The organism is Streptomyces sp. NPDC046915 (assembly GCF_040644935.1).
Taxonomy (GTDB): Bacteria; Actinomycetota; Actinomycetes; order Streptomycetales; family Streptomycetaceae; genus Streptomyces.
Genome location: NZ_JBEYXB010000006.1, coordinates 427,824 through 449,625, shown reverse-complemented (window position 1 = coordinate 449,625; position 21,802 = coordinate 427,824). Strand labels below are relative to the sequence as shown.

The 21,802-nt window shown below is 73.3% G+C and carries 20 protein-coding genes and 2 tRNA genes; 11 read left to right on the top strand and 11 right to left on the bottom strand.

Going from position 1 to position 21,802, the window contains the following annotated elements; translation table 11 throughout:
- Positions 1-5 precede the first annotated feature (5 nt).
- On the bottom strand, positions 6-704 hold the full coding sequence (locus ABZ915_RS18805) for an endonuclease V (RefSeq protein ID WP_361803718.1): 699 nt from the start codon (positions 702-704) through the stop codon (positions 6-8).
- A gap of 62 nt (positions 705-766) precedes the next feature.
- On the opposite strand from ABZ915_RS18805, the gene ABZ915_RS18800 reads away from it, so the two are divergent.
- Positions 767-1,063, top strand: a complete 297-nt coding sequence (locus ABZ915_RS18800) for a YciI family protein (RefSeq protein ID WP_361803715.1) — start codon at positions 767-769, stop codon at positions 1,061-1,063.
- A gap of 9 nt (positions 1,064-1,072) precedes the next feature.
- Here the strand turns inward: ABZ915_RS18800 and ABZ915_RS18795 are convergent, their stop codons facing one another.
- Together ABZ915_RS18795 and ABZ915_RS18790 are read right to left on the bottom strand one after the other, a co-directional pair.
- Complete coding sequence (locus ABZ915_RS18795) at positions 1,073-1,399, bottom strand: plasmid stabilization protein (protein WP_361803712.1); 327 nt, start codon at positions 1,397-1,399, stop codon at positions 1,073-1,075.
- A 70-nt stretch (positions 1,400-1,469) separates the two neighbouring features.
- Entirely contained in the window at positions 1,470-2,558 is a 1,089-nt protein-coding gene (locus tag ABZ915_RS18790; protein ID WP_361803709.1) for an oxidoreductase, read from the bottom strand.
- A gap of 210 nt (positions 2,559-2,768) precedes the next feature.
- Between ABZ915_RS18790 and ABZ915_RS18785 the strand changes: the two genes are divergently transcribed.
- Positions 2,769-3,185, top strand: coding sequence for an SsgA family sporulation/cell division regulator (locus ABZ915_RS18785; RefSeq protein WP_361803706.1), 417 nt, complete (start codon positions 2,769-2,771; stop codon positions 3,183-3,185).
- Here the strand turns inward: ABZ915_RS18785 and ABZ915_RS18780 are convergent.
- Entirely contained in the window at positions 3,182-4,018 is an 837-nt protein-coding gene (locus ABZ915_RS18780; RefSeq protein ID WP_361803703.1) for an isocitrate lyase/phosphoenolpyruvate mutase family protein, read from the bottom strand. The genes ABZ915_RS18785 and ABZ915_RS18780 overlap by 4 nt on opposite strands.
- 322 nt (positions 4,019-4,340) lie before the next feature.
- Between ABZ915_RS18780 and ABZ915_RS18775 the strand changes: the two genes are divergently transcribed.
- From ABZ915_RS18775 to ABZ915_RS18760, 4 genes are all read left to right on the top strand, one after another.
- Complete coding sequence (locus tag ABZ915_RS18775) at positions 4,341-5,966, top strand: ATP-binding cassette domain-containing protein (protein ID WP_361803700.1); 1,626 nt, start codon at positions 4,341-4,343, stop codon at positions 5,964-5,966.
- Between the two features lie 132 nt (positions 5,967-6,098).
- On the top strand, positions 6,099-6,875 hold the full coding sequence (gene ddaH / locus ABZ915_RS18770) for a dimethylargininase (RefSeq protein ID WP_361803697.1): 777 nt from the start codon (positions 6,099-6,101) through the stop codon (positions 6,873-6,875).
- A gap of 239 nt (positions 6,876-7,114) precedes the next feature.
- The gene (locus ABZ915_RS18765; RefSeq protein WP_361803694.1) at positions 7,115-8,089 is read left to right on the top strand and encodes an acyl-ACP desaturase; all 975 of its coding nucleotides are present in this window, start codon (positions 7,115-7,117) and stop codon (positions 8,087-8,089) included.
- A gap of 66 nt (positions 8,090-8,155) precedes the next feature.
- Positions 8,156-8,995 (top strand): hypothetical protein, encoded by an 840-nt coding sequence (locus tag ABZ915_RS18760; RefSeq protein WP_361803692.1) that lies wholly within the window; start codon positions 8,156-8,158, stop codon positions 8,993-8,995.
- 25 nt (positions 8,996-9,020) lie between these two features.
- Here the strand turns inward: ABZ915_RS18760 and ABZ915_RS18755 are convergent.
- Positions 9,021-9,096 (bottom strand) — tRNA-Trp (locus ABZ915_RS18755).
- 91 nt (positions 9,097-9,187) lie between these two features.
- Here ABZ915_RS18755 and ABZ915_RS18750 point away from each other — a divergent pair.
- On the top strand, positions 9,188-10,594 hold the full coding sequence (locus tag ABZ915_RS18750; RefSeq protein WP_361803689.1) for a hypothetical protein: 1,407 nt from the start codon (positions 9,188-9,190) through the stop codon (positions 10,592-10,594).
- The gene (locus ABZ915_RS18745; protein WP_361803686.1) at positions 10,595-12,391 is read left to right on the top strand and encodes an AAA family ATPase; all 1,797 of its coding nucleotides are present in this window, start codon (positions 10,595-10,597) and stop codon (positions 12,389-12,391) included. It abuts the gene before it with no gap.
- A 22-nt stretch (positions 12,392-12,413) separates the two neighbouring features.
- On the opposite strand, the gene ABZ915_RS18740 is transcribed toward ABZ915_RS18745, so the two are convergent.
- The 4 genes from ABZ915_RS18740 to ABZ915_RS18725 all read right to left on the bottom strand — a co-directional run bounded on the left by ABZ915_RS18740 (position 12,414) and on the right by ABZ915_RS18725 (position 15,342).
- Complete coding sequence (locus ABZ915_RS18740) at positions 12,414-13,604, bottom strand: ribonuclease inhibitor (protein ID WP_361803683.1); 1,191 nt, start codon at positions 13,602-13,604, stop codon at positions 12,414-12,416.
- On the bottom strand, positions 13,601-14,953 hold the full coding sequence (locus tag ABZ915_RS18735) for an SDR family oxidoreductase (protein ID WP_361803680.1): 1,353 nt from the start codon (positions 14,951-14,953) through the stop codon (positions 13,601-13,603). The genes ABZ915_RS18740 and ABZ915_RS18735 overlap by 4 nt, the downstream gene beginning before the upstream one ends.
- A gap of 27 nt (positions 14,954-14,980) precedes the next feature.
- Positions 14,981-15,052: transfer RNA gene (locus ABZ915_RS18730), tRNA-Glu, on the bottom strand.
- A 44-nt stretch (positions 15,053-15,096) separates the two neighbouring features.
- Positions 15,097-15,342: a WhiB family transcriptional regulator gene (locus tag ABZ915_RS18725; protein WP_361803678.1), complete on the bottom strand. Its 246-nt coding sequence runs from the start codon at positions 15,340-15,342 to the stop codon at positions 15,097-15,099.
- Between the two features lie 270 nt (positions 15,343-15,612).
- Between ABZ915_RS18725 and ABZ915_RS18720 the strand changes: the two genes are divergently transcribed.
- Positions 15,613-16,404 (top strand): VOC family protein, encoded by a 792-nt coding sequence (locus ABZ915_RS18720; RefSeq protein WP_361803675.1) that lies wholly within the window; start codon positions 15,613-15,615, stop codon positions 16,402-16,404.
- Positions 16,405-16,420: 16 nt separating this feature from the next.
- On the opposite strand, the gene ABZ915_RS18715 is transcribed toward ABZ915_RS18720, so the two are convergent.
- Positions 16,421-17,461 carry a LacI family DNA-binding transcriptional regulator gene (locus ABZ915_RS18715; protein ID WP_361803672.1) on the bottom strand — a complete coding sequence of 347 codons (1,041 nt, stop codon included), beginning with the start codon at positions 17,459-17,461 and terminating at the stop codon, positions 16,421-16,423.
- Between the two features lie 141 nt (positions 17,462-17,602).
- Here ABZ915_RS18715 and ABZ915_RS18710 point away from each other — a divergent pair, with 141 nt between their 5' ends.
- Both ABZ915_RS18710 and ABZ915_RS18705 read left to right on the top strand, forming a co-directional pair.
- Positions 17,603-18,493 (top strand): hypothetical protein, encoded by an 891-nt coding sequence (locus ABZ915_RS18710; protein WP_361803669.1) that lies wholly within the window; start codon positions 17,603-17,605, stop codon positions 18,491-18,493.
- 99 nt (positions 18,494-18,592) lie between these two features.
- On the top strand, positions 18,593-20,761 hold the full coding sequence (locus ABZ915_RS18705; RefSeq protein WP_361803666.1) for a HEAT repeat domain-containing protein: 2,169 nt from the start codon (positions 18,593-18,595) through the stop codon (positions 20,759-20,761).
- Here ABZ915_RS18705 and ligD read toward each other — a convergent pair.
- Positions 20,758-21,777: a non-homologous end-joining DNA ligase gene (gene ligD / locus ABZ915_RS18700; protein ID WP_361803663.1), complete on the bottom strand. Its 1,020-nt coding sequence runs from the start codon at positions 21,775-21,777 to the stop codon at positions 20,758-20,760. The two genes, ABZ915_RS18705 and ligD, sit on opposite strands and share 4 nt — an antisense overlap.
- Positions 21,778-21,802: the final 25 nt, after the last annotated feature.

The following is a 21,802-nucleotide window of genomic DNA, read 5'->3' as shown; positions in this document are numbered from 1 at the left end:
CTCCCTCAGCCGTCTCCCTTGGTGGCCTCCCGCAGCGCGCGACGGCACAGCGCATCCGCCCGGCGCGTGGTCTCGGGGATCCGGTAGGCCGGGGTCAGGGCCAGCGTGTGCGCGCACGCGTTGTCGAGGCTCACGCGGTGGCCGACAGAGACGAACACCGGCTTGACGGCGTCCCGGGTGCGCAGGGCGCGGCCGACCTCCTCGGTGCCCGACAGGAGCGGGGAGCCGCTGCCGCGCGCGGGGGCCGGGTCGTCGTAGGAGAAGGTGAAGGGGTTCTTGGCGACGCCGATCGTGGGCAGGCCGGTGAGCACGCCCAGGTGACCGGCGAGGCCGAAGCGGCGCGGATGGGCGAGGCCGTAGCCGTCGCAGACGACCAGGCCGGGCGGGACGGGCAGCGCGTCGAGGGCGGCCAGGACGGTGGGGAGCTCCCGGAAGGCGAGCAGACCCGGCACGTACGGAAAGGAGACGCGGCCGACGGCCGTCGCCTCGGCGACCACCTCCAGGGTGGCCCCGTCGAGGACGACCGCCGCCGCCGCGACGACGTCCCGCTCGTCGTCGTAGGCCACGTCGACACCCGTCACACGGCCCGAGCCGGGGAGCGGCCCGGGCTCGTCCAGGACCACCCGCTCGCGCAACTCGTCCTGGACGGCGCGGGCCTGTTCCTCGGTCGCGGGCCAGCCCGCGGGGATCGGTACGGTCGTCATGATGCGCACGAGCGTACGACTCGGCCCACGGTGGGCGCCGCACCAGGGGTACGCTCGCGATCATGTTTGTCCTGGAGCTGACCTACACCGCCCCGCTCGACGCCGTCGACGCGGTTCTCGAGGCGCATGTCGCCTGGCTCGACGAACAGTACGAGAAGGGTGTCTTCCTGGCGTCCGGACGCAAGAACCCCCGTGACGGCGGGGTGATCCTCGCCGTCGCGGGGGACCGCGCGCGGATCGAGACGATCACCGCGGGGGATCCGTTCGTCACGGCCGGCGTCTGCGCCTACCGCATCACCGAGTTCACCGCCACCAAGACCGCTCCGGCTCTGGAGCCCTACCGCGAGACGCTCGGCTGAGCCGTCGGCTCACTTCTCGCCGAGGGCACGCCGCAGCTCGCCCTTGTTCATGTCCGAACGGCCGTGGATGTTGCGGCGCTTGGCCTCTTCGTACAACTGGTCGTAGGTCGGGCCCTGGGAGCCCTTGCCGGACCGCTGGCCGCCGCGCTTCCCGGAGGACATGTCCTGGGTCGAGGTGCGGCTCGCGGTCTTCGACTCGCCGGACCGGGCACGTTCCTTGTTCACCGTGCGGGCGGCTATCTCCTCGGCCCTGCCGGTGCTCTCGCCGCGGTCCTGCGCGCTCTCTTTGATGTGCTCGTACTGACGTTCCCGCTTGGGGCTGGAACCGCGTGGCATGTCGGTCACTCCCTTCCCGTGCCGTGACCGGGTACCCCTTCCGCCTGCGCGGACGCACTCCGCGCGCGGGTCAGTTCTCCAGCCGTGCCACCCGGCCCTGCTCCCCCGCCGCCCAGCAACTCAGGTCGGGGGTGCAGTCGACGGTGTCGTACGAACCGGTGTCGAGGGACTTCCAGGTGCGTCCGCCGTCCGTGGTGACATCGGTGCCGGTGGGGCCGACGGCGAGGGCGGCGGTGCGGCTGTGCGGGAGCCAGGCGGCGCCGGAGCGGTAGGCGGGCGGGGGTGTGGCCGCCGGCTGCCAGGTGCGTCCGCCGTCCCGGGTGACCGCGGCCGCCCGCGGGGAGGGCTGGTCGGCGCGGTAGTCGCCGCCGACCGCGAGGCCGTGGGCGTGGTCACGGAAGGCGAGCGCGAACACTCCGCGTGCCGGGTCGCCCGCCGGGACCGGCGTGTCGGTGGCCGTCCAGGTCAGGCCGCGGTCGGCGGAGTGCAGCACACGCGCGCGTGCGCCTCCGCCGGTGGCCAGCCAGGCGTCCTTCGGCCCGGAGGTGACCAGGCACTGGCCGCTCGCCGCGAAGCCCGCCTCACCGTCCAGCGCGGCCGGCATGCCGTCGCCGGGCAGCACCCGCCAGGTGCGTCCGCCGTCGGCGGTGGACAGCATGCGGAACCTGCCGTCCACCGGGTCGCTCATCGCCAGGCCGTGGCGGCGGTCGAAGAAGGCCATGCAGTCGTAGAAGGCCTTCTGGTCGGTGTTGCGGAAGGACTCCGTCCAGGTCGCTCCGCCGTCGTCGGTGCGGTAGACGCGGGACGCCTCGCCCTCGCCGATGGCCAGCACCACCGCGCGCCGCGCGTCGAACGCCGCCACGTCCCGGAACTGGAGGTCCGCGGCGCCGGGCGGGGAGACGTTCCGCCAGCTCGCCCCGCCGTCGGTGGTGCGCAGCACCGTGCCGCCGGTCCCGGCCAGCCAGGCGGTGTCCCGGTTCACGGCCGCGAGCCCGCGGAACCGTGTCTGCGGCGCCCCGCTGTCCTTGAGCGCCCAGTGCGGCGCCCGGTGCTCCGGCGTGTGCGCCTGGGCCGGTACGACGGTCAGCGCGGCCAGCGCCACCCCGCACACCCCCGCCGCCACCGCCCCCGCCGGCTGTCGATGCCTGCGTCCCGTCATTCCCGCGTTCCCCGAGCGCCTCATGGCGGGCGAAGCTAGCCCACTGTCCGAGCCCCGTCCAGACGGCCTCGGTCCGGTACGCGCGTGCATGAACGCGGTGACAGAGGTCACTAGCGATACGTGTGCACGGAGTGGCCCGTTCCGTCGTCTCTTCCAGTGCCCGGTCTCACACCCCGGAAGTCCGTCCAGCCGTCACGAGGGAGCAAGGCGTTGTCCACCGTCATCGAGCAGCCCGTAGAGGCACGCCTCGTCGCCGCCGCACCACGCATGCCGAGCATTCCCGCCACACTGCGCTACGACCGGCGCGACCCGTTCGCCGTCCGCATGACCTTCCCCGCCCCGTCCACCCTGGAGGGCGTCGAGGTCTGCTGGACCTTCGCCCGCGAGCTGCTGACGGCCGGTCTGCGGTCCCCGGAGGGCCACGGCGACGTGCGGGTGCGGCCGTACGGGTACGACCGCACCGTGCTGGAGTTCCACGCCCCCGAGGGCACCGCCGTCGTGCACGTGCGCACCGGCGAGATCCGCCGCTTCCTCCAGGCGACGAACGACCTGGTGGCGTCCGGCCTGGAGCACCTCCAGCTCGACCTCGACCACGACCTGGCGGAGCTGATGCGCGACGCCTGCTAGCGCTCCTGCGCGAGCAGCGCGTTGAGCTCGCCGTAGTCGAGCCCCTCGGCCAGCGCCCCACAGGTCCCCGCGCCCAGCAGCTCCCGCGCGGCGCGACGGGCCACGGCGTACGCCGCCTGGGCCACAGCCGACCCGGCGCTCACCCGGGCGACGCCGAGCGCGGCCAGCTCGGCGACGGCCGGCGCGCCCGGTCCCACCAGCACGTTGAGCGGCCCGTCGACGCCCTCGACGAGCGCCTTGACCGTCTCCGGTTCGACGGCCCCGGGGACGAAGATCCCGTCGGCACCCGCGGCACGGAAGGCGGCGGCTCGCTCCAGGGTGGCGTCCACTTCCCCGCCTCCGCGCAGGAAGGTGTCGATGCGGGCGTTCACGAACAACGGCACCCCCTCCGCGTCCGCGGCCTCCCGGGCGGCGGCGATCCGCTCGGCCTGCTCCGCGACCTCCCGCAACGGGGCCCGCCCCGTCTCGTACAGTGCGTCCTCGATGTTGACGCCGACCGCGCCCGCCGCGAGCACCGCCCGGACGGTGTCGGCGACGCCTTCGGGGTCGTCGGCGTATCCGGTCTCGATGTCGGCGCTGACCGGGACCGCCACGGTCGCGGCCACGCGCGCGACGGCCTCGAGCGCCCGGTCCCGCTCCAGCCGGTCGCCGTCGGCGGCCCCCAGGGCCCAGGAGAGCCCGGCGCTGGTGGTGGCGACCGCGGCGGCGCCCGCGTCCTCGGCGAGCCGGGCGCTCATGGCGTCCCAGGCGTTCGGCAGGACGAGCGGCCGTCCCGGGACGTGCAGGGAGCGGAAGGCCAGGGCACGCTCGCGCAGGGAGATCTGATGCGTCATGGGCATCAGCCAACCAGCCGCGGCCGGGCGCGGGCTGGCAGGAATCCGACATGAATGTGACGCCCGTCAATTCCGTTGACGGCGTCCACCCGCCCTCCTACGGTGTATCTCGCTTCTGTTGCCGTCGATCGGAGAAGGACGTTGCTCGTCTGAGGTCCTGAGACACCGCGCCCCACTGCGAAGTGGGTGTGAGCGCGTGCGACCTCGGCGTCCGAGCCGTCCTCCGGCACAGGGCTGAGCCCTTCCCCCGGCCACACGGTTGCCGCCCCGCGGTGTCTCGACACGCGTTGCCCTGACCGCATCAAGCAACCGCGAGGCCTGTATGTCTTCTTCCCTCACCTGCACCTCCCTGTCCTTCGCCTGGCCCGACGGCACCCCCGTCTTCGACGGCCTCGACGTCTCCTTCGGCCCCGGCCGCACGGGACTCGTCGGCGTCAACGGATCGGGGAAGACGACCCTGTTGAAGCTCGTCGCCGGTGAACTCGACCCCACGGACGGCGCCGTCCGGGTGGCGGGCGAGGTCGGCTACCTGCCGCAGAACGTCACCCTGGACACCGCGCTCCGCGTCGACGAGGCGCTCGGCATCGCCGCGAAGCGGGCCGCGCTGCACGCCATCGAGGCGGGCGACGCGGCCGAGGAGCACTTCGACACCCTCGGCGACGACTGGGACGTCGAGGAGCGCGCGCTCGCGACCCTCGGCGAGCTCGGCCTCGGCCACCTCGGCCTGGACCGCGGCGTCGGTGAGGTCTCCGGCGGCGAGTCGGTACTGCTGCGCCTGGCCGCGCTGCTGCTCGGCCGCCCGGACGTACTGCTGCTGGACGAGCCCACCAACAACCTCGACCTGTACGCCCGCAGGCGGCTGTACGCGGCCGTCGCCTCCTGGCCGGGCATCCTGCTCGTGGTCAGTCACGACCGGGAACTCCTCGACCTGGTCGACCAGATCGCCGATCTGCGTGCCGGGGAGATCACCTGGTACGGCGGGAACTTCTCGGCGTACGAGGACGCCCTCGCCGTGGAGCAGGACGCCGCCGAACGCATGGTGCGCGTGGCCGAGGCCGACCTGCGCAAGCAGAAGCGGGAACTGGCCGACGCCCAGATGAAGCTGGCCCGCCGCAAGCGGTACGGGCAGAAGATGTGGGACAGCAAACGCGAACCGAAGATCGTCATGGGGGCGCGCAAGCGCGCGGCGCAGGAGTCCGCGGGCAAGCACCGCATCATGCACGAGGAGAGGCTCGCCGAGGCCAGGGAGCGGCTGGACGAGGCGGTGGACGCCGTACGGGACGACGACGAGATCAGGGTCGACCTGCCGTACACGGCGGTGCCGCCCGGCCGCGACGTCCTCACCCTGCGGGACCTGGAGCCGGCGCACGGGGCGCGCGTCAAGGGCGGCTTCGAGCTGCGCGGCCCCGAGCGGGTGGCCCTCGTGGGGCGCAACGGCGCGGGCAAGACGACCCTGCTGCGCACCATCGCGGGCGAGCTGGAGCCGGTGGCGGGCGAGGCGCGGGCGCACGTCCCCCTGCGGTTCCTGCCACAACGGCTGGACGTCCTGGACGGCGGGCTGACCGTCGCGGAGAACGTGGCCCGGTTCGCGCCGGGCGCCACCAACAACCGGATCCGGGCCCGCCTGGCCCGCTTCCTGTTCCGGGGCGCCCGCGCCGACCAGCAGGCGGCCACGCTCTCCGGCGGCGAACGCTTCCGGGCGGCCCTGGCCGCGCTGATGCTCGCCGAGCCCGCGCCGCAACTGCTCCTGCTCGACGAGCCGACGAACAACCTCGACATGGCGAGCGTGCACCAGCTGACGACGGCCCTGGAGTCGTACGAGGGCGCGCTGGTCGTGGCCAGTCACGACCTGCCGTTCCTCCAGTCGCTCGGCATCACGCGCTGGCTGCTCCTGGAAGGAGGGGAATTGACGGAGACCACCCCCGAGGCGCTCACGGATCCCGCGTAGCCCGCGCGCGGAGCGTCTCAGGAGGGGCACAGCCTGACAACGAGGGTTTTGTCCTCGCGGACCCGCCCTGCATGATGGCGAACCGGCGCCCCGAGAACGGGCGCCGGACCCCCGCCGATACGGAGACCCCTCGTGCCCAGCAAGAAGGCCCTCGTCCGCCGCCCCAGCCCGCGCCTCGCCGAAGGCCTGGTGACGCACATCGAGCGGGAGAAGGTCGACGTGGACCTGGCCGTCGAGCAGTGGGAGGCCTACGTCGAGGCGCTGCGCACGCACGGCTGGGAGACGGTCGAGGTGGAGCCGGCCGACGACTGCCCGGACTCGGTGTTCGTCGAGGACACCGTGGTGATGTACAGGAACGTGGCGCTGATCACCCGGCCCGGCGCCGAGTCGCGGCGCGAGGAGACCGCCGGGGTGGAGGAGGCCGTGGCCCGGCTCGGCTGCTCGGTGAACTGGATATGGGAGCCGGGCACCCTCGACGGCGGCGACGTGCTCAAGGTCGGCGACACCATCTACGTCGGCCGGGGCGGGCGTACCAACGCGGCCGGGGTCCAGCAGCTGCGGGCCGCCTTCGAGCCGCTCGGCGCGCGGGTGGTCGCCGTCCCGGTGAACAAGGTGCTGCACCTGAAGTCGGCGGTCACCGCGCTGCCCGACGGCACGGTGCTCGGTCACATCCCGAACGTGGACCGGCCTTCGCTGTTCCCCGGCTTCCTGTCGGTGCCCGAGGAGGCCGGCGCCCATGTCGTGCTGCTCGGCGGCCACAAGCTGCTGATGGCGGCCAGTGCGCCGAAGACGGCCGAGCTGCTCACCGATCTCGGCCACCAGGTGGTCACCGTGGACATCGGCGAGTTCGAGAAACTGGAGGGCTGTGTGACATGTCTCTCGGTGCGGCTGCGGGAGCTGTACGCCTGAGCGGGTGATCCCTTCCCTCTTGCGGCCCTGGGACCTGCGCGTCCCGGACTCTTCGGCGTGCCCCGGTCCGGCCGGGGCAAGCGGCCTGATCAGCGATCTTTACGACGCGCTTAACCTACGGCTTCGTAACCTACGGATTCGTAGCCTACGATCACGTAGATTCCGGTGCCGCTCACCGGACCCTCCCCCGACCGAGTCGGTTTCCTCCCCCTTCTGTTCGGCGTCCCCCTGGAGTTTCCATGACGATCGCTTCTCCTCACCTCGGCAGCCCGTCCGTGTGGACCGACGCGCGGCTGCTGTACGCGCTGGAGGAAGTGGTCGAGAAGGAACTGAACCGGCATCTGACAGTGGCCAAGGACTGGATGCCGCACGAGTACGTGCCCTGGAGCGACGCCCGCAACTTCCCCGGCCTCTTCGACGACGGCGAGGCGTGGGACAAGGAGCAGTCCAAGGTAACGGAGATCGGCCGGATCGCCCTGGTGGTGAACCTCCTCACCGAGGACAACCTGCCCAGCTACCACCACGAGATCGCCTCGCTGTTCGGCCGGGACGGCGCCTGGGGCACCTGGGTGCACCGCTGGACCGCGGAGGAGGGCCGGCACGGCATCGTGATGCGCGACTACCTGCTCGCCTCGCGCGCGGTCGACCCGGACAAGCTGGAGCAGTTCCGCATGGCGCACATGAGCGAGGGCTTCGAGTCGGACAACCGGCACTCGATGCTGCACTCGGTCGCCTACGTCGCCTTCCAGGAACTCGCCACCCGCATCTCGCACCGCAACACCGGCCACCAGTCCGGCGACCCGGTCTGCGACCGCATGCTCTCCCGCATCGCGACCGACGAGAACCTCCACATGGTCTTCTACCGCAACCTGCTCAAGGCGGCCTTCGACCTCGCCCCCGACCTCACCATGCAGGCCGTGCGGGACGTGGTGGTCGACTTCCGCATGCCCGGCCACGGCATCCCCGGCTTCGAGCGGGCGGCTGCCCAGATGGCCATCGGCGAGGTCTACAACCTGCGCATCCACCACGACGACGTGCTTCAGCCCGTGCTGCGCTTCCTGAAGATCCTGGAGATCGACGGGCTCGGCCCCGAGGGCCTCAAGGCGCAGGAGGAGCTGGGACTGTTCATGGGCGGACTCGACGCCGAGGCCCTGAAGTTCGACGAGAAGCTCGCCGCCCGCAAGGCCCGGATGGCGGCGCGGGCCGGCGCCTGACCCCCGGCCGGCAAGGCGCACCGAACTCCGGTGCGCCCTGTCGGAGGGCTGCGGCATCATGCCGCCATGCGTGACAACACCAGGGCGGAACAGGCGGTCGGTCTCCTGCTCGGACTGACCGACGAGGAGACCGCCGCGCGGGTGCGGGCGCGGACGGGCCTGCCCCGGGCGGAGGACCCCGCCGCGGCCCGGCGCCGGATGCAGCGTCCGTGGCTGTGGTCCGGTGAACTGCCGGCGTCCGTGAAGCTGTGGATCCTCGAGCAGGACGACCCCGAGCTCAACGCCCTGGTGTGGTGGGCCATCGGCACCGACGCCGGCCTGCGCCGGGCCGTCGCCCGCGGAGTGCCGTTCGGGGCGGACCGCACCGAGCCCGTGCCGGTGGACCAGGCTCTGCGGGAGCAGGAACCCGAAGTCCCCGAGAGCTACGTCCGTCACGGCATCGTCGGTGCCCTGCGCGCGGCCGGCTCCATGCGCGAGGGAAACGGCGCCGCGTCCATGGTGCTGACGCGCACCGACTGGCGGACGGTCACGGACGCCGACGGCGAGCGGCCGCTGCCCGGGTTCGCGCGCTGGGCGCTCACCGTCCGCCCGGACTGCCCGCCCGCGCTGCGCGCGCAGTTCGGCTCGCACCCCAAGTTCACGCACCGGATACGGCAGGCGGGTGTGCTGGACGGCCCCGCCGAGTACGCGACGGCCCACGGCCCCGCCGTGCGCGTGCTGGACGTCCTGGCGATGGGTCACCTGCTGTTCCCGGCCCGCCTGCGCGAGGCCGAGGACGCCCTGCGCCCGCTCGTCCACGAGCACCTGGGCGACCGTGAGGAGGCCTGGGCGGTGCTGACCCAGCTGATGGAGACCTTCCACGGGACCGTGCCGGAACTGGTGGTGACGGCGGGCGCGATCGCCTGAGCCGTGCCCATGAGGTCGTCGAGGGGGCGGGGCGGCTGGATTCGAACCAGCGTGTTCTGGTTTTGGAGACCGGTGCGCCTGCCTCTGCGCTACGGCCCCGCCCTTGACCGCCGAGCGTAATGCCTTGGCCGGTTGTCGGTGGGGCCTGGTACCAATGAGGCACTGGGGGAGGCACGGCACGGGGGGCATGGCATGGCGTACGGGGAGCGGGGGCGACGACGGCCCCCGGTGGTCGATCTCGCCGACCGCAGGGCACTTGTGCGGTACCGCCCGGCGGACGAGGCGGTGGTGGAGGAGGCGCGGCGGCTGAAGGAGGCCGCGCTGCTCGACTTCGGTCTGACCGAGTCGGCGGTGGCGTCGTGGCTGTACGCCAAGTGCCACCACCAGATCCCGACGACGGCGGTGGACACGGCGGCCGTGGTCGCCTCCGGTGACGGCACCTGCCTGCTGCTGTACAACCCGGACTTCTTCGTCGGACTCGGCCTGGACGGCGTGAGGTTCGTGCTGTTCCACGAGGCCCGGCATCTGGTGCACCGTCATCTGTTCGCCGACCCCGAGCTGCGTGCGGACCCGGTCTTCACCCTGGCGGCCGAGGTGAGCATCAACCACGTGGCGCTGGTCCGCCTCGGCCGCCGCGGGCTGCCGCTGCTGGACGGCAGGCCCACGGGCATCGATCCCCGCTCGGTGTACGACGCCTACGCGGAGGACCTGACGACGCACGGCCTGGAGCCGGTGGCGTACGAGGCGTTCACCGAGACGGACATGCGGGTGTACGGCGAGCTGAAGCGGATGCGGCACCCGCCGGTCCCCGAGCCCCGGCTGTGCGTGCACCTCACGGAGGGCGGGGTGCCCGGCGACCAGGAGACCGTCGACGCCGTGACCTCCTCGGCGCTGCTCAACTCCCTGCTGGCCGCGCGGCGTGGGCACGCGGGCGCGGAGCGGGAGCTGCTGGACCTGATGGGCCGCACCGAGGACGGCTCGGCGCGCGCCGCCCGGATCTGGGGGAATCTCGGCGCGGGCCTGCTGCGCGGCGAGACCACGCGCACGCGTACGGTCGACTGGTGGCAGCGCTGGCTGGCCGACGTGCTGGGTTCGAAACTGCGCGACGGCGAGCGGCTGGTGTACCCCAAGAAGCGGGGTGCCCTGCTCACGGCCCTCGGCCAGGACCCGACGCTGTCGCGGCGCGGCCCGGTACGTCACAAGGTGCTGGTCGTCGCCTACGACACCTCGGGCTCCATGCCGGAGCACGTGATCCGGTGGCTGACCGAACTCGTCGGCCGGATCGACGGGGTGGAGGCGCACTGGCTGTCCTTCGACGCCGTGGTGATGCCCTTCAGGCCCGGCGAGCGGGTGTACGGGGGCGGCGGCACCAGCTTCCAGGCGGTCGCGGACCACGTGGAGGGCCGGACGGAGGTGAACGGCCGCCGGTTCGAGGAGACCCCGGACGCCGTCGTCGTCCTCACCGACGGATACGCCCCGCCGATCACCCCGGCGGAGCCGGAGAAATGGATCTGGCTGATCACCGAGGGCGGCGACGAGTGGCCCGAGAGGCACAACCCGGCGATGCACTGCCATCGCGTCACCACCGGATCACGGTAAATGACCACGCAAGCACAGCGGACGGCTGTTTCCCGCCTCGAGGCGTTCATCGACGCGATGATCGACATGGGGCAGACGGGTCAGGTCTTCGGCGAGCACGGCATCGGCAAGACGTCGACGTTCTTCACCCACCTCACCCGCGCGCACCCGGACACGACCCTGGTGTACGTGCCCGCGGCGAACCTGACGCCGGACGACCTGCTCGTCAACGCGCCCGTGCGCGATCCGCGCACCGGTGAACTGGTGCTGCGCCAGCTGGTGATGAACCAGTTGAAGCCGGGCCGGCCGTTCGTGCTGCTCATCGACGACTCGTTGCAGGCGGGCGACACGATCCAGTCGCAGCTGATGCAGATCGCCTGCGACTGGACGCTCGGCGAGCACGATCTGCGGGCCCTGGGCTGCGTCGGTGTCTTCCTCACCGACAACGAGTCGCTGTCGGAGACATCGGCCCGGCGCGGCGACCTCGCGCTGCTCGACCGCATGGTGACGATCCGGATCACTGCGAACGACACCTCCTGGCGCAAGCACCTCGAGGCCGAGTACCGCCCGTGGGACCTGCGCGGGGTGTTCTCCCTGTGGGCGTCGCTCTCCCCCGCCCTGCGGGAGCTGCTCTCGCCGCGCACCCTCGACCACGTCCTGGCGAACGCCCGGGAGGGCTTCCCGCTGCGCTGGGGGCTGCCCCTGGTCGACGGCGAGCGGCTGCGGCTGGCCGAGCCGGGCCCGGACGGGCGGCCCGGTCACAACCGTACGGCCGAGATCCTCGACCGGATCGCCGAAGCGGTGGGCGTGCCCAACCCCGCGACGGTCCCCGACCCGGTCCGGCAGGTGGTGCGGGCCGCGCTGCGGGGCCGGTGGACGGTGCTGCTCCAGGGCCCGCCGGGCTGCGGGAAGACGGAGATCGTGCGCGAGACGCTGCGCGCGGGCCTGGGCCGGGATCCGCTGTACTTCTCGCTGCCGGTGACGAACGTCGAGGACCTGTGCGCGCCGATCCCCTCGCCGGACGGCACGCTGGACAACCTGCTGGCCGCATCGTTCACCGGGCCGGAGCCGAAGGCGATCGTGTGGGACGAGTACAACCGGCCCAAGGACAAGGCCGCGTTCGCCAAGCTGATGGAGATCACCCAGGAGTGGTCGCTCGCGGGCCGGCGGATCGAGAACCTGCGGGCGCAGATAGCCGTGCAGAACCCGCCGTACCACCTGGGCCGCAAGCTGCTGGTGGCGCGCAACAACATCGCCCAGGCCACCCGGTTCACGGCTTCCCTCACCGTCGAGCCGGAGGACATACCGGCCAACGAGTGGCTCCTGGCGCGGTACGGCGCGGACGCCGAGACCGTCCTGGAGTGGTGGAAGCACGACATCGACGACGAAGGCCGTGCCTGGATCACCAAGCGCACCCTGGAACGGCTGATCAAGCTGCACCGGCGGGGTCTGCCGCTGGAGATGGGGACCGTGTACCTCGGCGACGGCGAGTACGCGCCCGTGCCGCTCACCGCGCTGGTCGACCGGCTGCGGGGCCGCCCGGTCACGGGCCTCGGCGAACTCGCCCGGGACGCCGGCGCCTGGGAGGCCCGCCTGCGCCGCGCGGCCGGCCGGTCCGACGAGGGCGGCGACGACAGTGATGTCGTCCACCAGATCCTCGCGAACGCGGAGCTGTCCCAGCTGAAGAAGCACAAGGCGGTGGTCACCCGGCTGGTGGCCCACCTCCCGGCCAAGCTGCGGGCCACCTATCTGGTGGGGGCCTCGGAGAAGCAGCAGCGGTTCTGGATGGAGGTGTTCACCGGGATGCGGCGCGGCTGAGGCCCGGCCCGGCCGCCCGCGGTCAGTGCGCGGGCGGTGGCGCGGTGCGGTGCACGCTGCGTACGGCCGCCACGTCGGCCGGGACGGCGGGCGCGGGGATGTGGGCGCTGAGGGCGTCGAGGCGGCGTTTGATGCTGCTCGCGATGCCGCTGCCGAGGCGGAAGCGGGTTGCCGTGACGGCGGCGGGCGCGGTGTCGAGGAGGCGGTGCGCCTCGCGGCTGCGCAGGCCGGTGTGGGTGAGGACGAGGTGGGCCAGCCGGTGCTCGCGTTCCGCGAGAGTGCGGGCGACGGTGTCGGCGGCGGCCAGGTCGAGCCGGTTGTCCGCCGCGCCGAGCACGGCGGCCGCCCTGACCCGGCCCAGGTCGAGCAGGGTGACGCCGGCCCCGGTCGCCGCCGTCACCAGGCGGGCGGCGGCGACCGGTCCGATACCGTTGCCGGCCACCGACAGACGGGTGAGCCGCCCGTACGGCGCCGCGTCCAGGGCCTCGGCGAGCCGCAGCGCGCCCGCGTCCCCCAACCGGGCGGCTGACACGTACAGTTCGTCGACCGCTCCCTGGGCGACGACGGCGGCCAGGGCCCGCGCGCCCTCCTCACCGAGGGGGTTGCCGCCGACGAAGAGCCGCTCGATCCGGCGTCCGCCGGCCGCGGCGGACAGCAGTGCGTCGGCGAGGACACCGGCGCCCGCCGGGTCGAGTCCGGTCTGCACGAGGTCGAGGGTGCGCAACGCCCGCGCCGACTCGACGAGTCCGGCCGCCGCCCGGCCGCCGCCGCTGCCCAGCGGATTCCGTTTGAGCCACACGCCGGTGACCACCTGCGGCGAGGCGCGCAGCTGGTCGGCGATCCGGCAGGCGCCGCCCGCGGTGATGCCGTTGCAGCCGAGGTACAGCGTCTCGACCTGAGCGCCGGTTCCGGCCACGGCGGCGGCGCCGTCGTCACCGAGCCCGTCGGTGCCGAGGAGCAGGTGCCGCACCGGCGACGGTCCGTGGGCCAGCGCGTCGGCGATCAGCGCGGCCCCCTCCGCGCCGACACCCTGCTTGCACAGGTCGAGCCGCCCGTCCGGCAACGCCGTACCGGCCGCGAAGTCGAGACGCTCGCCCGCCGGGCGCCCGGCCCGCAACCACGCCAGCAGCGGGGCGAGGTCGACGGGCGGGCGCGGTACGACGGGCGGCACACCCGCGAACCCGGGTTCCACCCTGCCGGGTCTCCCGCTCACCACGCCGCCTCCTGGTAGTCCTTCAGGAACACCCCGGACACCGGGTCGCCCGCCTCGCCGCGCACGATCGGGTCGTACACCCGTGCGGCGCCGTCCACGATGTCCAGCGGGGTGCGGAAGCCGGCACCCGCCATGCGGGCCTTCTTCGGGGCCGGGTTCTCGTCGGTGATCCAGCCGGTGTCGACGGCGCACATGTGCACGCCCCGCCCGGCGAGTTCGGCGGCGCTGGTGCGGGTGAGCATGTTGAGGGCGGCCTTGGCCATGTTGGTGTGGGGGTGGCCCGCCATCTTGTTGCGGACCTCGAACCGGCCCTCGACCGCGGTCACGTTGACCACGTAGCGGCGCGGATACGGCGAGGCGAGCAGCAGCGGCAGCAGCCGGTCGCACAGCAGGGCCGGGGCGAGCGCGTTGACCAGCTGGGTCTCCAGGACCTCGGCCGGGTCGAGTCCGCCGAGCCGGGCCGACCAGGAGTTCTCCGGGGACGCGTCGGGCAGCAGGCCCGCCTCGTCGGCCTCCCGCAGCACCGCCGGCAGGGCGGCGGCCGTGCCCGCGAGCATCCGCATCGGGGTGAAGCCGGGCGCCTGCCGGGCGCCCCCGGGCAGCGCGTCGTACTCCCCCGCCGCGAGCAGCGCGTAGGACTCCGGCGGCCGTCGCACGGTCTGGGCCGCGTTGTTGACGAGGATGTCCAGCGGCCTGCCCTCCCGCCGCAGTTCCTCGCACAGCCCCAGCACCTGTCGTGGGTCGCGCAGGTCGACGGCGAGCACGGTCAGCCGGTCCAGCCACTTCCCGCTGCCCGGCTCGGCCCGGAAGCGGCGCACCGTGTCATGCGGGAAGCGCGAGGTGACCAGGACCTCGGCGCCGTCACGGAGCATCATCAGCGCCAGCTGGAAGCCGATCTTCACCCGGCCGCCGGTGAGGAGCACCCGGCGCCCGCCCAGGTCGGTGCTCAGGGCGCGACGGGCGGTGTTGTCGGCGGCGCAGCGCGGACAGAGGCGGTGATAGAAGGAGTCGACCTGTCGATAGGGCGACTTGCAGACGTAGCAGGTGCGCGGCTTGCGGAAGACGCCTGAGGCGCCGGGCTCGGCCAGCGGGGCGTCCTCGCGCCGGCCGAGGGCGCCGGTGGCGGTCGCGGCCATCACCGCGGCGTCGGCCGCCGACGCCGCGGCACCGCGCGCCTTGCGCCGCCTGAGCCGCCCGTCCCGGGCGAAGGACGCGGCGACCTGCTCGGCCCTCAGCCGTACCGGGTCGTCGGCGGGCAGCGCCCGCAGCTTGCCCACGACCTCGTGGAAGACCGCCAGTTCCGCCTCGGTCACCGCCGCGGTGACCCTCTCGGTGACCGCCTCGTCCATGCGCCCCGCCCCGTGTCCGCCGTGCCGCGGCCCCGGCCGGATTCGAACCGGCGTATCCGCCCTGAGAAGGCGGCGAGTCTGCCTCTGCTCTACAGGGCCCCGCGACGCACCCCGGATCCTAACCCCCGGCCCGTGCCCGCGGATCAGGAGGAGGTACGCCTGAGTTCCAGCCGCTCCTTCTCCGACAGGCCGCCCCACACGCCGAAGCGCTCGTCGTTGCTGAGGGCGTAGTCCAGGCACGCGGTGCGCATCTCGCACATGCCGCAGATGCGCTTCGCCTCGCGGACCGAACTGCCCGGTTCCGGAAAGAAGAACTCCGCCCCGGTCTGTGCGCACAGCGCCTGCGCCTGCCAGGCGGTGTCGGCCGGGGTGATCGTTTCGATGTGCATGGCCAGGATCGTTCCGGAGGCCGAAAAACGTTCGATCAACGCCGGCTCAACGAGCGCGCCAGGACCTCCGGCCGCTCCGATCATGCTCCCCGGGCGGACGCCGGCGCACGGCGGCGCGCGGAACGGGATGAAGACCGGGAGAACAAGGGACGTCACCCAGGGTGAGCGCCGGGGTCGTTCCGGCGGGCGTGAGTGTTCCGGCAGCGATTGTCAGTGGGCGGTGCCAGACTCGGCAGTGCAGACAACGGGACCCTTCTGAGGAGGGCGAACATGCTCACCACCCGTTTCGTCGACGGTGCCCCCAACTGGATCGATGTCGGCAGCCCCGACATCGACGGCGCCGTCTCCTTCTACGGCGGTCTCTTCGGCTGGCGGTTCCAGTCGGCGGGGCCCGAGGCCGGTGGCTACGGCTTCTTCCAGCTGGACGGCAAAACGGTCGCCGGCGGTATGCAGACCACACCCGAGCAGGGCCCGCCGTCCTGGACCGTGTACTTCCAGAGCTCCGACGCACAGGCCACCGCCAAGGCCGTCGAGCAGGCGCACGGCACGGTCCTGTTCCAGCCGATGGACGTGATGGGACAGGGGCACATGGCGGTCCTCGCCGACAAGGCGGGCGTGCCGTTCGGCGTCTGGCAGCCCGGGCAGATCAAGGGCGTGGACCTGGCCGGCGAACCGGGTTCGCTGTCCTGGGTCGAGCTGTACACGCCGGACGAGGCGGCGGCCGCCGCGTTCTACCAGCAGGTGCTGGGCCTGGAGACCTCGGCCGTGTCCTTCCCGGGCGGCACCTACACCTGCGTCAATCCCGCCGGCGCCGGCGAGGACACCATGTTCGGCGGCGTCGTCCCGCTGGCCGGTGCCGCCGCGGAGGCGGAGGGCGGGCCGCACTGGCTGCCGTACTTCGAGGTCGAGGACGCCGACGCCGTCGTCGCCAGGGCGCAGGAGCTCGGCGGCACGGTCCGGTCGCCCGCGACGGACATGGAGGGCGCCGGCCGGATCGCCAAGCTCGCCGACCCGTACGGCGCCCGCTTCGCGGTCATCAAGAGCACGCCGCCGCAGGGCTGAGGCGCCGCTCGTCCGGCTACGCGGAGGCGCGTCGCACCAGTGTCGTCGGCAGGACCACACCGGTCGGCGCGCCGTCCGCGGCCGGATCACCGTGGTGCCGGGGCTCCGGGCCGCGCAGCAGGAGACGGGCCATCAAGCGGCCCATCTCCTCGATGTCCTGACGGACCGTGGTCAGCGGCGGGTCGGTGTGTTCGGCGACCGGCAGCATGTCGTCGAAGCCGATCACCGCGACGTCCTCGGGCACCCGCAGCCCCCGCTCGCGCAGCACCCGCAGGGCACCGGAGGCGGCGAGGTCGTTGGCGGCGAAGACGGCGTCCACGTCCGGGCGGCGGTCGAGGAGTTCCCGCATCGCCCGCTCGCCGCCGGCCGCGGTGAAGTCGCTCTCCACGATCAGCCCGGGGTCGGCATCGCCCATGACGTCCCGGTAGCCGTCGAGCCGGTCCACCGCCGAGGTCTGGTCGAGGGCGCCGGTGATGTGCGCGATCCGCCCGCGGCCGAGCCCCAGGAGGTGCCGGACGGCGGTGCGGGCGCCGTCCCGGTTGTCGCTGTCGACGTACACCGCGCTGCGCGTGCCGTCGCTCCACCCCGGCCGCCCGCCGAACACCGTGGGCACACCGGCGCCCTGGATCAGACCGGGCAGCGGGTCGTCGAGGTGCAGCGAGAAGACGAGCGCGCCGTCGACATGTCCGCCGGCGAGATAGCGGGCCACGCGCGCGTGGTCGTCCCTGCCCTCCGTGAGCAGCAGCACCAGTTGGTTGTCGTGCGCCGTCAGTTCCTTGCTGATGCCGCGCAGTTGCAGTCCGAAGAAGGGGTCGGCGAAGACCCGGGTCTCCGGCTCGGCGATGACGACGGCGACCGCGTCGTGCCGTCTCGTCACCAGACTGCGCGCCGCCTGGTTGGGGACGTAACCGAGCTCCTCGACCGCCCGCCGCACCCGCCGGACGAGGGGCTCGCGGACTCCGTCGCCGCCGTTGACGACCCGTGACACGGTGGCCCGTGACACCCCGGCCCGCGCGGCCACGGCCTCCAGCGTGGGACGCGGCGCTGTCTCGGTCACTTCGGGGCTCCTCACCGGGGTGTGCGGATCAGGATAGCCGGGCCGCGAGCCCCGGTGAGAGCGCTCTCGTCGCCGTGAAATGCGGTTGCGCACGCGGCGCCGCCCGGCTGATGATCGCCGTCATGACGACGAGAAGGGCCCATGACGCCTGACCGCCTCACCCCGTACGCCCGGCTCCCGCACGCGTACCGGCACCGGGACGTCCTGCACAGCACCGTCGACGCCTTCGGCCGCGCCCACTGGCTGATCGCCATCGCCGAGGAGCGGCACGGCCGCCCGCGCGCGGACCCGTACGACGCCGTGGTCGTCACCGTCGAGGACGGCCGCGGGCACGAGACGCACCTGAGCGCCCTGCGGCCGCGCTTCCCCCTGCTCGACGCGCTGCCGGACGGCGGCTTCGTCGTCGCCGACGCGCGCAGGCGGGCCCGCGAGGAACAGGTGCAGGTCTTCGACGCGCTGGGGCGGCCGTCGTGGTCGTTCGCGGTGGGCGACGCCGTCGAGCATCTGCTGGCCGACGAGACGGGCGATCTGTGGGTCGCGCACTTCGACGAAGGCGTGTGCGGGAACGACGAGTTGAGCCACCCGGGCCTGCGCCGCTGGAGCAGCACCGGTGAACCGCAGTGGCGGTACGGGCCGGTGCCCGGAGCGAGGGAGATCATCGACTGCTACGCCCTGAACGTGGCGGAACGCGCCGCCTGGGCCTGTCCGTACACCGACTTCCCGCTCCTGGAGATCCGCGGCGACCGGGTGGTCCGGGTCCGGCACAACCCGGTGGCGGGCGCGCGGGGCCTCGCGGTGCACGGCGACCGGGTGGTGTTCTTCGGCGGGTACGGCGACGAACGGGACCGGATCGCCGACTGCCGCCTCACGGACACTGCGGTCGAGGTGGTCGCGGAGGGCCGTCTGGCCCGCCCCGACGGTGCCGCGCTCGGGCGTCGCCGGGTGGTCAGCCGGGGCGCCCGCCTCTATGTCCAGGCGGAGCCGGTCCAGGAGTGGACGGTCCTGGACCTCGCGGCTCCGGACCTCGCCTGAACGGCTCCCTCCTGATCCGCCGTCGGGGCCGTTGTCAGTGGCCTGCGGCATGCTGTGACCAGTGGCGGACCGCGCGCCACGGGCGAGGGGGCGGACAGGGTGTTCACGGGGATCGACGAGGTCGACTGGGCGTCGCTGGGCCATGCGTACACGGACTCGGCGACGGATGTGCCCGACCTGCTGTGGGGACTGGCGTCGGACGACCCGGCACGGCGCGAGATCGCGCTGGACGGGATGTACGGCGCGGTGCACCACCAGGGTGACGTCTACGACAGCACGCTGGCGTGCATACCGTTCCTGTTCGAACTGGTCACGACCCGTGCGGTGGCCGACCGGGGCGCCGTCGTCGGACTGCTGCGCAGCATCGCGGGACGGCCCGACGAGGAGGAGGACGCCGCCCCGGAGGACGCCTTCGGCACGGACGCGTCCGAGGACGGCGAGTACGACGACGCGTACGACGACTACGACGAGCACGAGGAATGGCTCCGCCACCACCGCGAGGCCCACGCCATGGTGCGGGACCGCGCCGGTGTCTTCCTGGACCTGCTGGACGACCCGGACCCGGGGGTGCGGGCCGCGGTGCCCGGCGCGCTGGCGCAGCTGCACTCCGATCCTGTACGGGTGTTCGACGCCCTGCGCGAGAGGCTGCCCGGCGAGCCCGACCCCGCGGCCGCCCGGTCCCTGGTCCGTGCCCTGGGCACGCTGGCCGTCGAGCACACGGGCGTCCTCGGTACCGGGCCGGGCCACGCCCTGCGTGACGTCGTCTCCGGCACGCCCGATCCCGAGCTGCGGCTGACGGCGCTGATCCAGCTGGCGCGCTGCGCCCCCGGCCTGCTGCCGGACGACACCCCGGAGATCGCCCTGGAGGTGATGCGCCTGGCCCGCGCCGCCAAGGAGCTGGGGCCGCCGCCGGCGGAACCGGAGCGACCGCGTACGGACACGCTGATCTCGCACGTGCGCGAGCTGCACGCCGAGCACCGCCGGAGCCTCGGCGTCGACGAGACCGACGAACTCCTCACCGAGCTGCACCGGCAGCTGTGCGACCGCGTCGACGTGCGCTTCCCGCTGCTCGTCGCGCAGTTGCGCAGCCCCGACCCGGTGCAGCGGGCCCAGGCCGTCGGCATGGCCGGGCAGCTGCTGACGGGGTGGCGGGCCCCGGACGACGAACCGGTGCTGTCGCTGGCCATGCTGCTCGCCGAGGACGACCTGCGGCTGCACAAGTCGGTCCTCGCCGAACTCCGGTACCTCGCACCCGTCTCGCACCGCGTGGCCGAGGGCCTGGTGGCGTACATCGAGAGCTGGGAGGACCGGGAGCCCGAGACCGGGACGGCCTGGCGGGAGACAGCGGTCGGCATGGCGTTCGAGGTGCTGACGCTCCAAGGGGACGAGCGGGTCGTGCCCGCGCTCACCTCGGTCCTGAAGAGCATCGAGGTGCCCGCGAACCTGGCGGGTTGGATCGAAGCGCTCGGCCCCGAAGCGGCGGCCCCGCTGGGCCCGGTGCTGCACGACAGGCTGGCCGCGCTCGACCACCGGGCGCGCGGCGACGCCTGGAGCCGTCTCGTCAGAGGTCTGGGCGCGCTCGCCCACCGTGAGTCGGTGCCGCTGCTCGCGGAGATCCTGAGCGGCACGGACGACCGCCACACACGCCGCGACGTGCTGGAAGCACTCACCGCGTACGGCCGCCGGGGCAGCGAAGCCACCCCGCGGATACGGGAGTTGTGGTCGGGCGGCACGGTGCCCGACGAGGACCGGATCTACGTCGCCGAGGCGCTGTGGGCGGTGGCCGGGGACGCCGGGGCCGCCGAAGCGGCGCTGACGGTCACCGGCGACGCGTTGACGAGCGGGCACTGGCTGCGGCGGGACACCGGACTGCGGCTGGCCGGGGCGCTCGGCCCGTCCGGGGCGTCGCTGGCACCCCGGCTGCGTGAGCTGATCGCGGCCGGTACGGAACCCGCGCGGGCGGCGGTCGCGCTGTGGCGGGTGACCGGCGAGGCGGACGAGTCACTGCCGGTCCTGCTGGACCAGTGGACGGCGGCTCCCCGCACGCGCCCGGAGACCGCCGCGTGCCTCGCCGAACTGGGCCCGGCCGCCGCTCCCGCGCTGCCGCTGATCCGCGCGGAGCTGGCCGCACCGCGCCGCCACAACAACACCGGCAGCCCGGGCAACATGCGCTACCACGTCCTGGCCGACGTGACCCTGCTCGAGGACTGCCGCCGCGTCCTGGACGCGTGCGGCGAGCAGCGCGACGCTCAGGACGACAGACTTTAGGGCGCCTCCTCGCGCCGCGCCCGGCTCGGCTGCACCCGTTTGGGCTCGCCGGGCATCTTCGGGTACTCGGGCGGGTAGGGCAGGTCGCCCAGCCCGTGGTCGTGCTCGTCGCGGCGGGCGAGTTCGAGCAGGGCGTCGAGGGAGTAGGCGTGCTCGTCCATGTCCGCGTGGACATCACCGAGTTCGGCGAACCGGCCGGGCATGGTCGCGAGGTCGAAGTCCCGGGGGTGCGCGGCACCCACCTCCTCCCAGCGCAGGGGCGCCGAGACCGGGGCGTGCGGGCGGGGCCGCACGGAGTACGCGGAGGCGATGGTGCGGTCCCTGGCCGTCTGGTTGTAGTCCAGGAAGATACGGCGGCCCCGTTCCTCCTTCCACCACTTGATGGTGACGTGGTCGGGCATCCGGCGTTCCATCTCCCGGCCGACGGCGATCGCCGCGCGCCGTACCTGGGTGAAGGTCCAGCGCGGCTCGATGGGCACGAAGACGTGCAGGCCGCGCCCGCCGGAGGTCTTGGGCCAGCCGCGCAGGCCGCCGTACTCGTCGAGGACGGCACGCAGTTCGTGGGCGGCGCGGACGGCGTCCGCGTAGTCGGTGCCGGGCTGCGGGTCGAGGTCGATACGGAGTTCGTCGGGACTGTCGACGTCGGCGCGGCGTACCGGCCAGGGGTGGAAGGTGAGCGTCCCGTACTGGGCGGCCCACACCACGGCGGCCGCCTCGGTGGGGCACATCTCGTCGGCGCTGCGGCCGCTGGGAAAGGTGATGTGGGCGGTCGGGATCCAGTCGGGCATGCCCTTGGGCGCGCGCTTCTGGTAGAACCACTCGCCGTTCAGCCCGTCCGGATGACGCTCCAGGGTGGTGGGACGGTCGCGCAGGGCGCGCAGGATGCCGGGGCCGACCGCCATGTAGTACCGGGCGAGGTCGAGCTTGGTGAAGCCGCGCTCCGGGAAGAACACCTTGTCCGGGCTGGACAGCCGCACGGTCCGCCCACCCACCTCCAGCTCCACCGCAGCACCCATGCGGCCACGGTAGGCGCACCCCGCA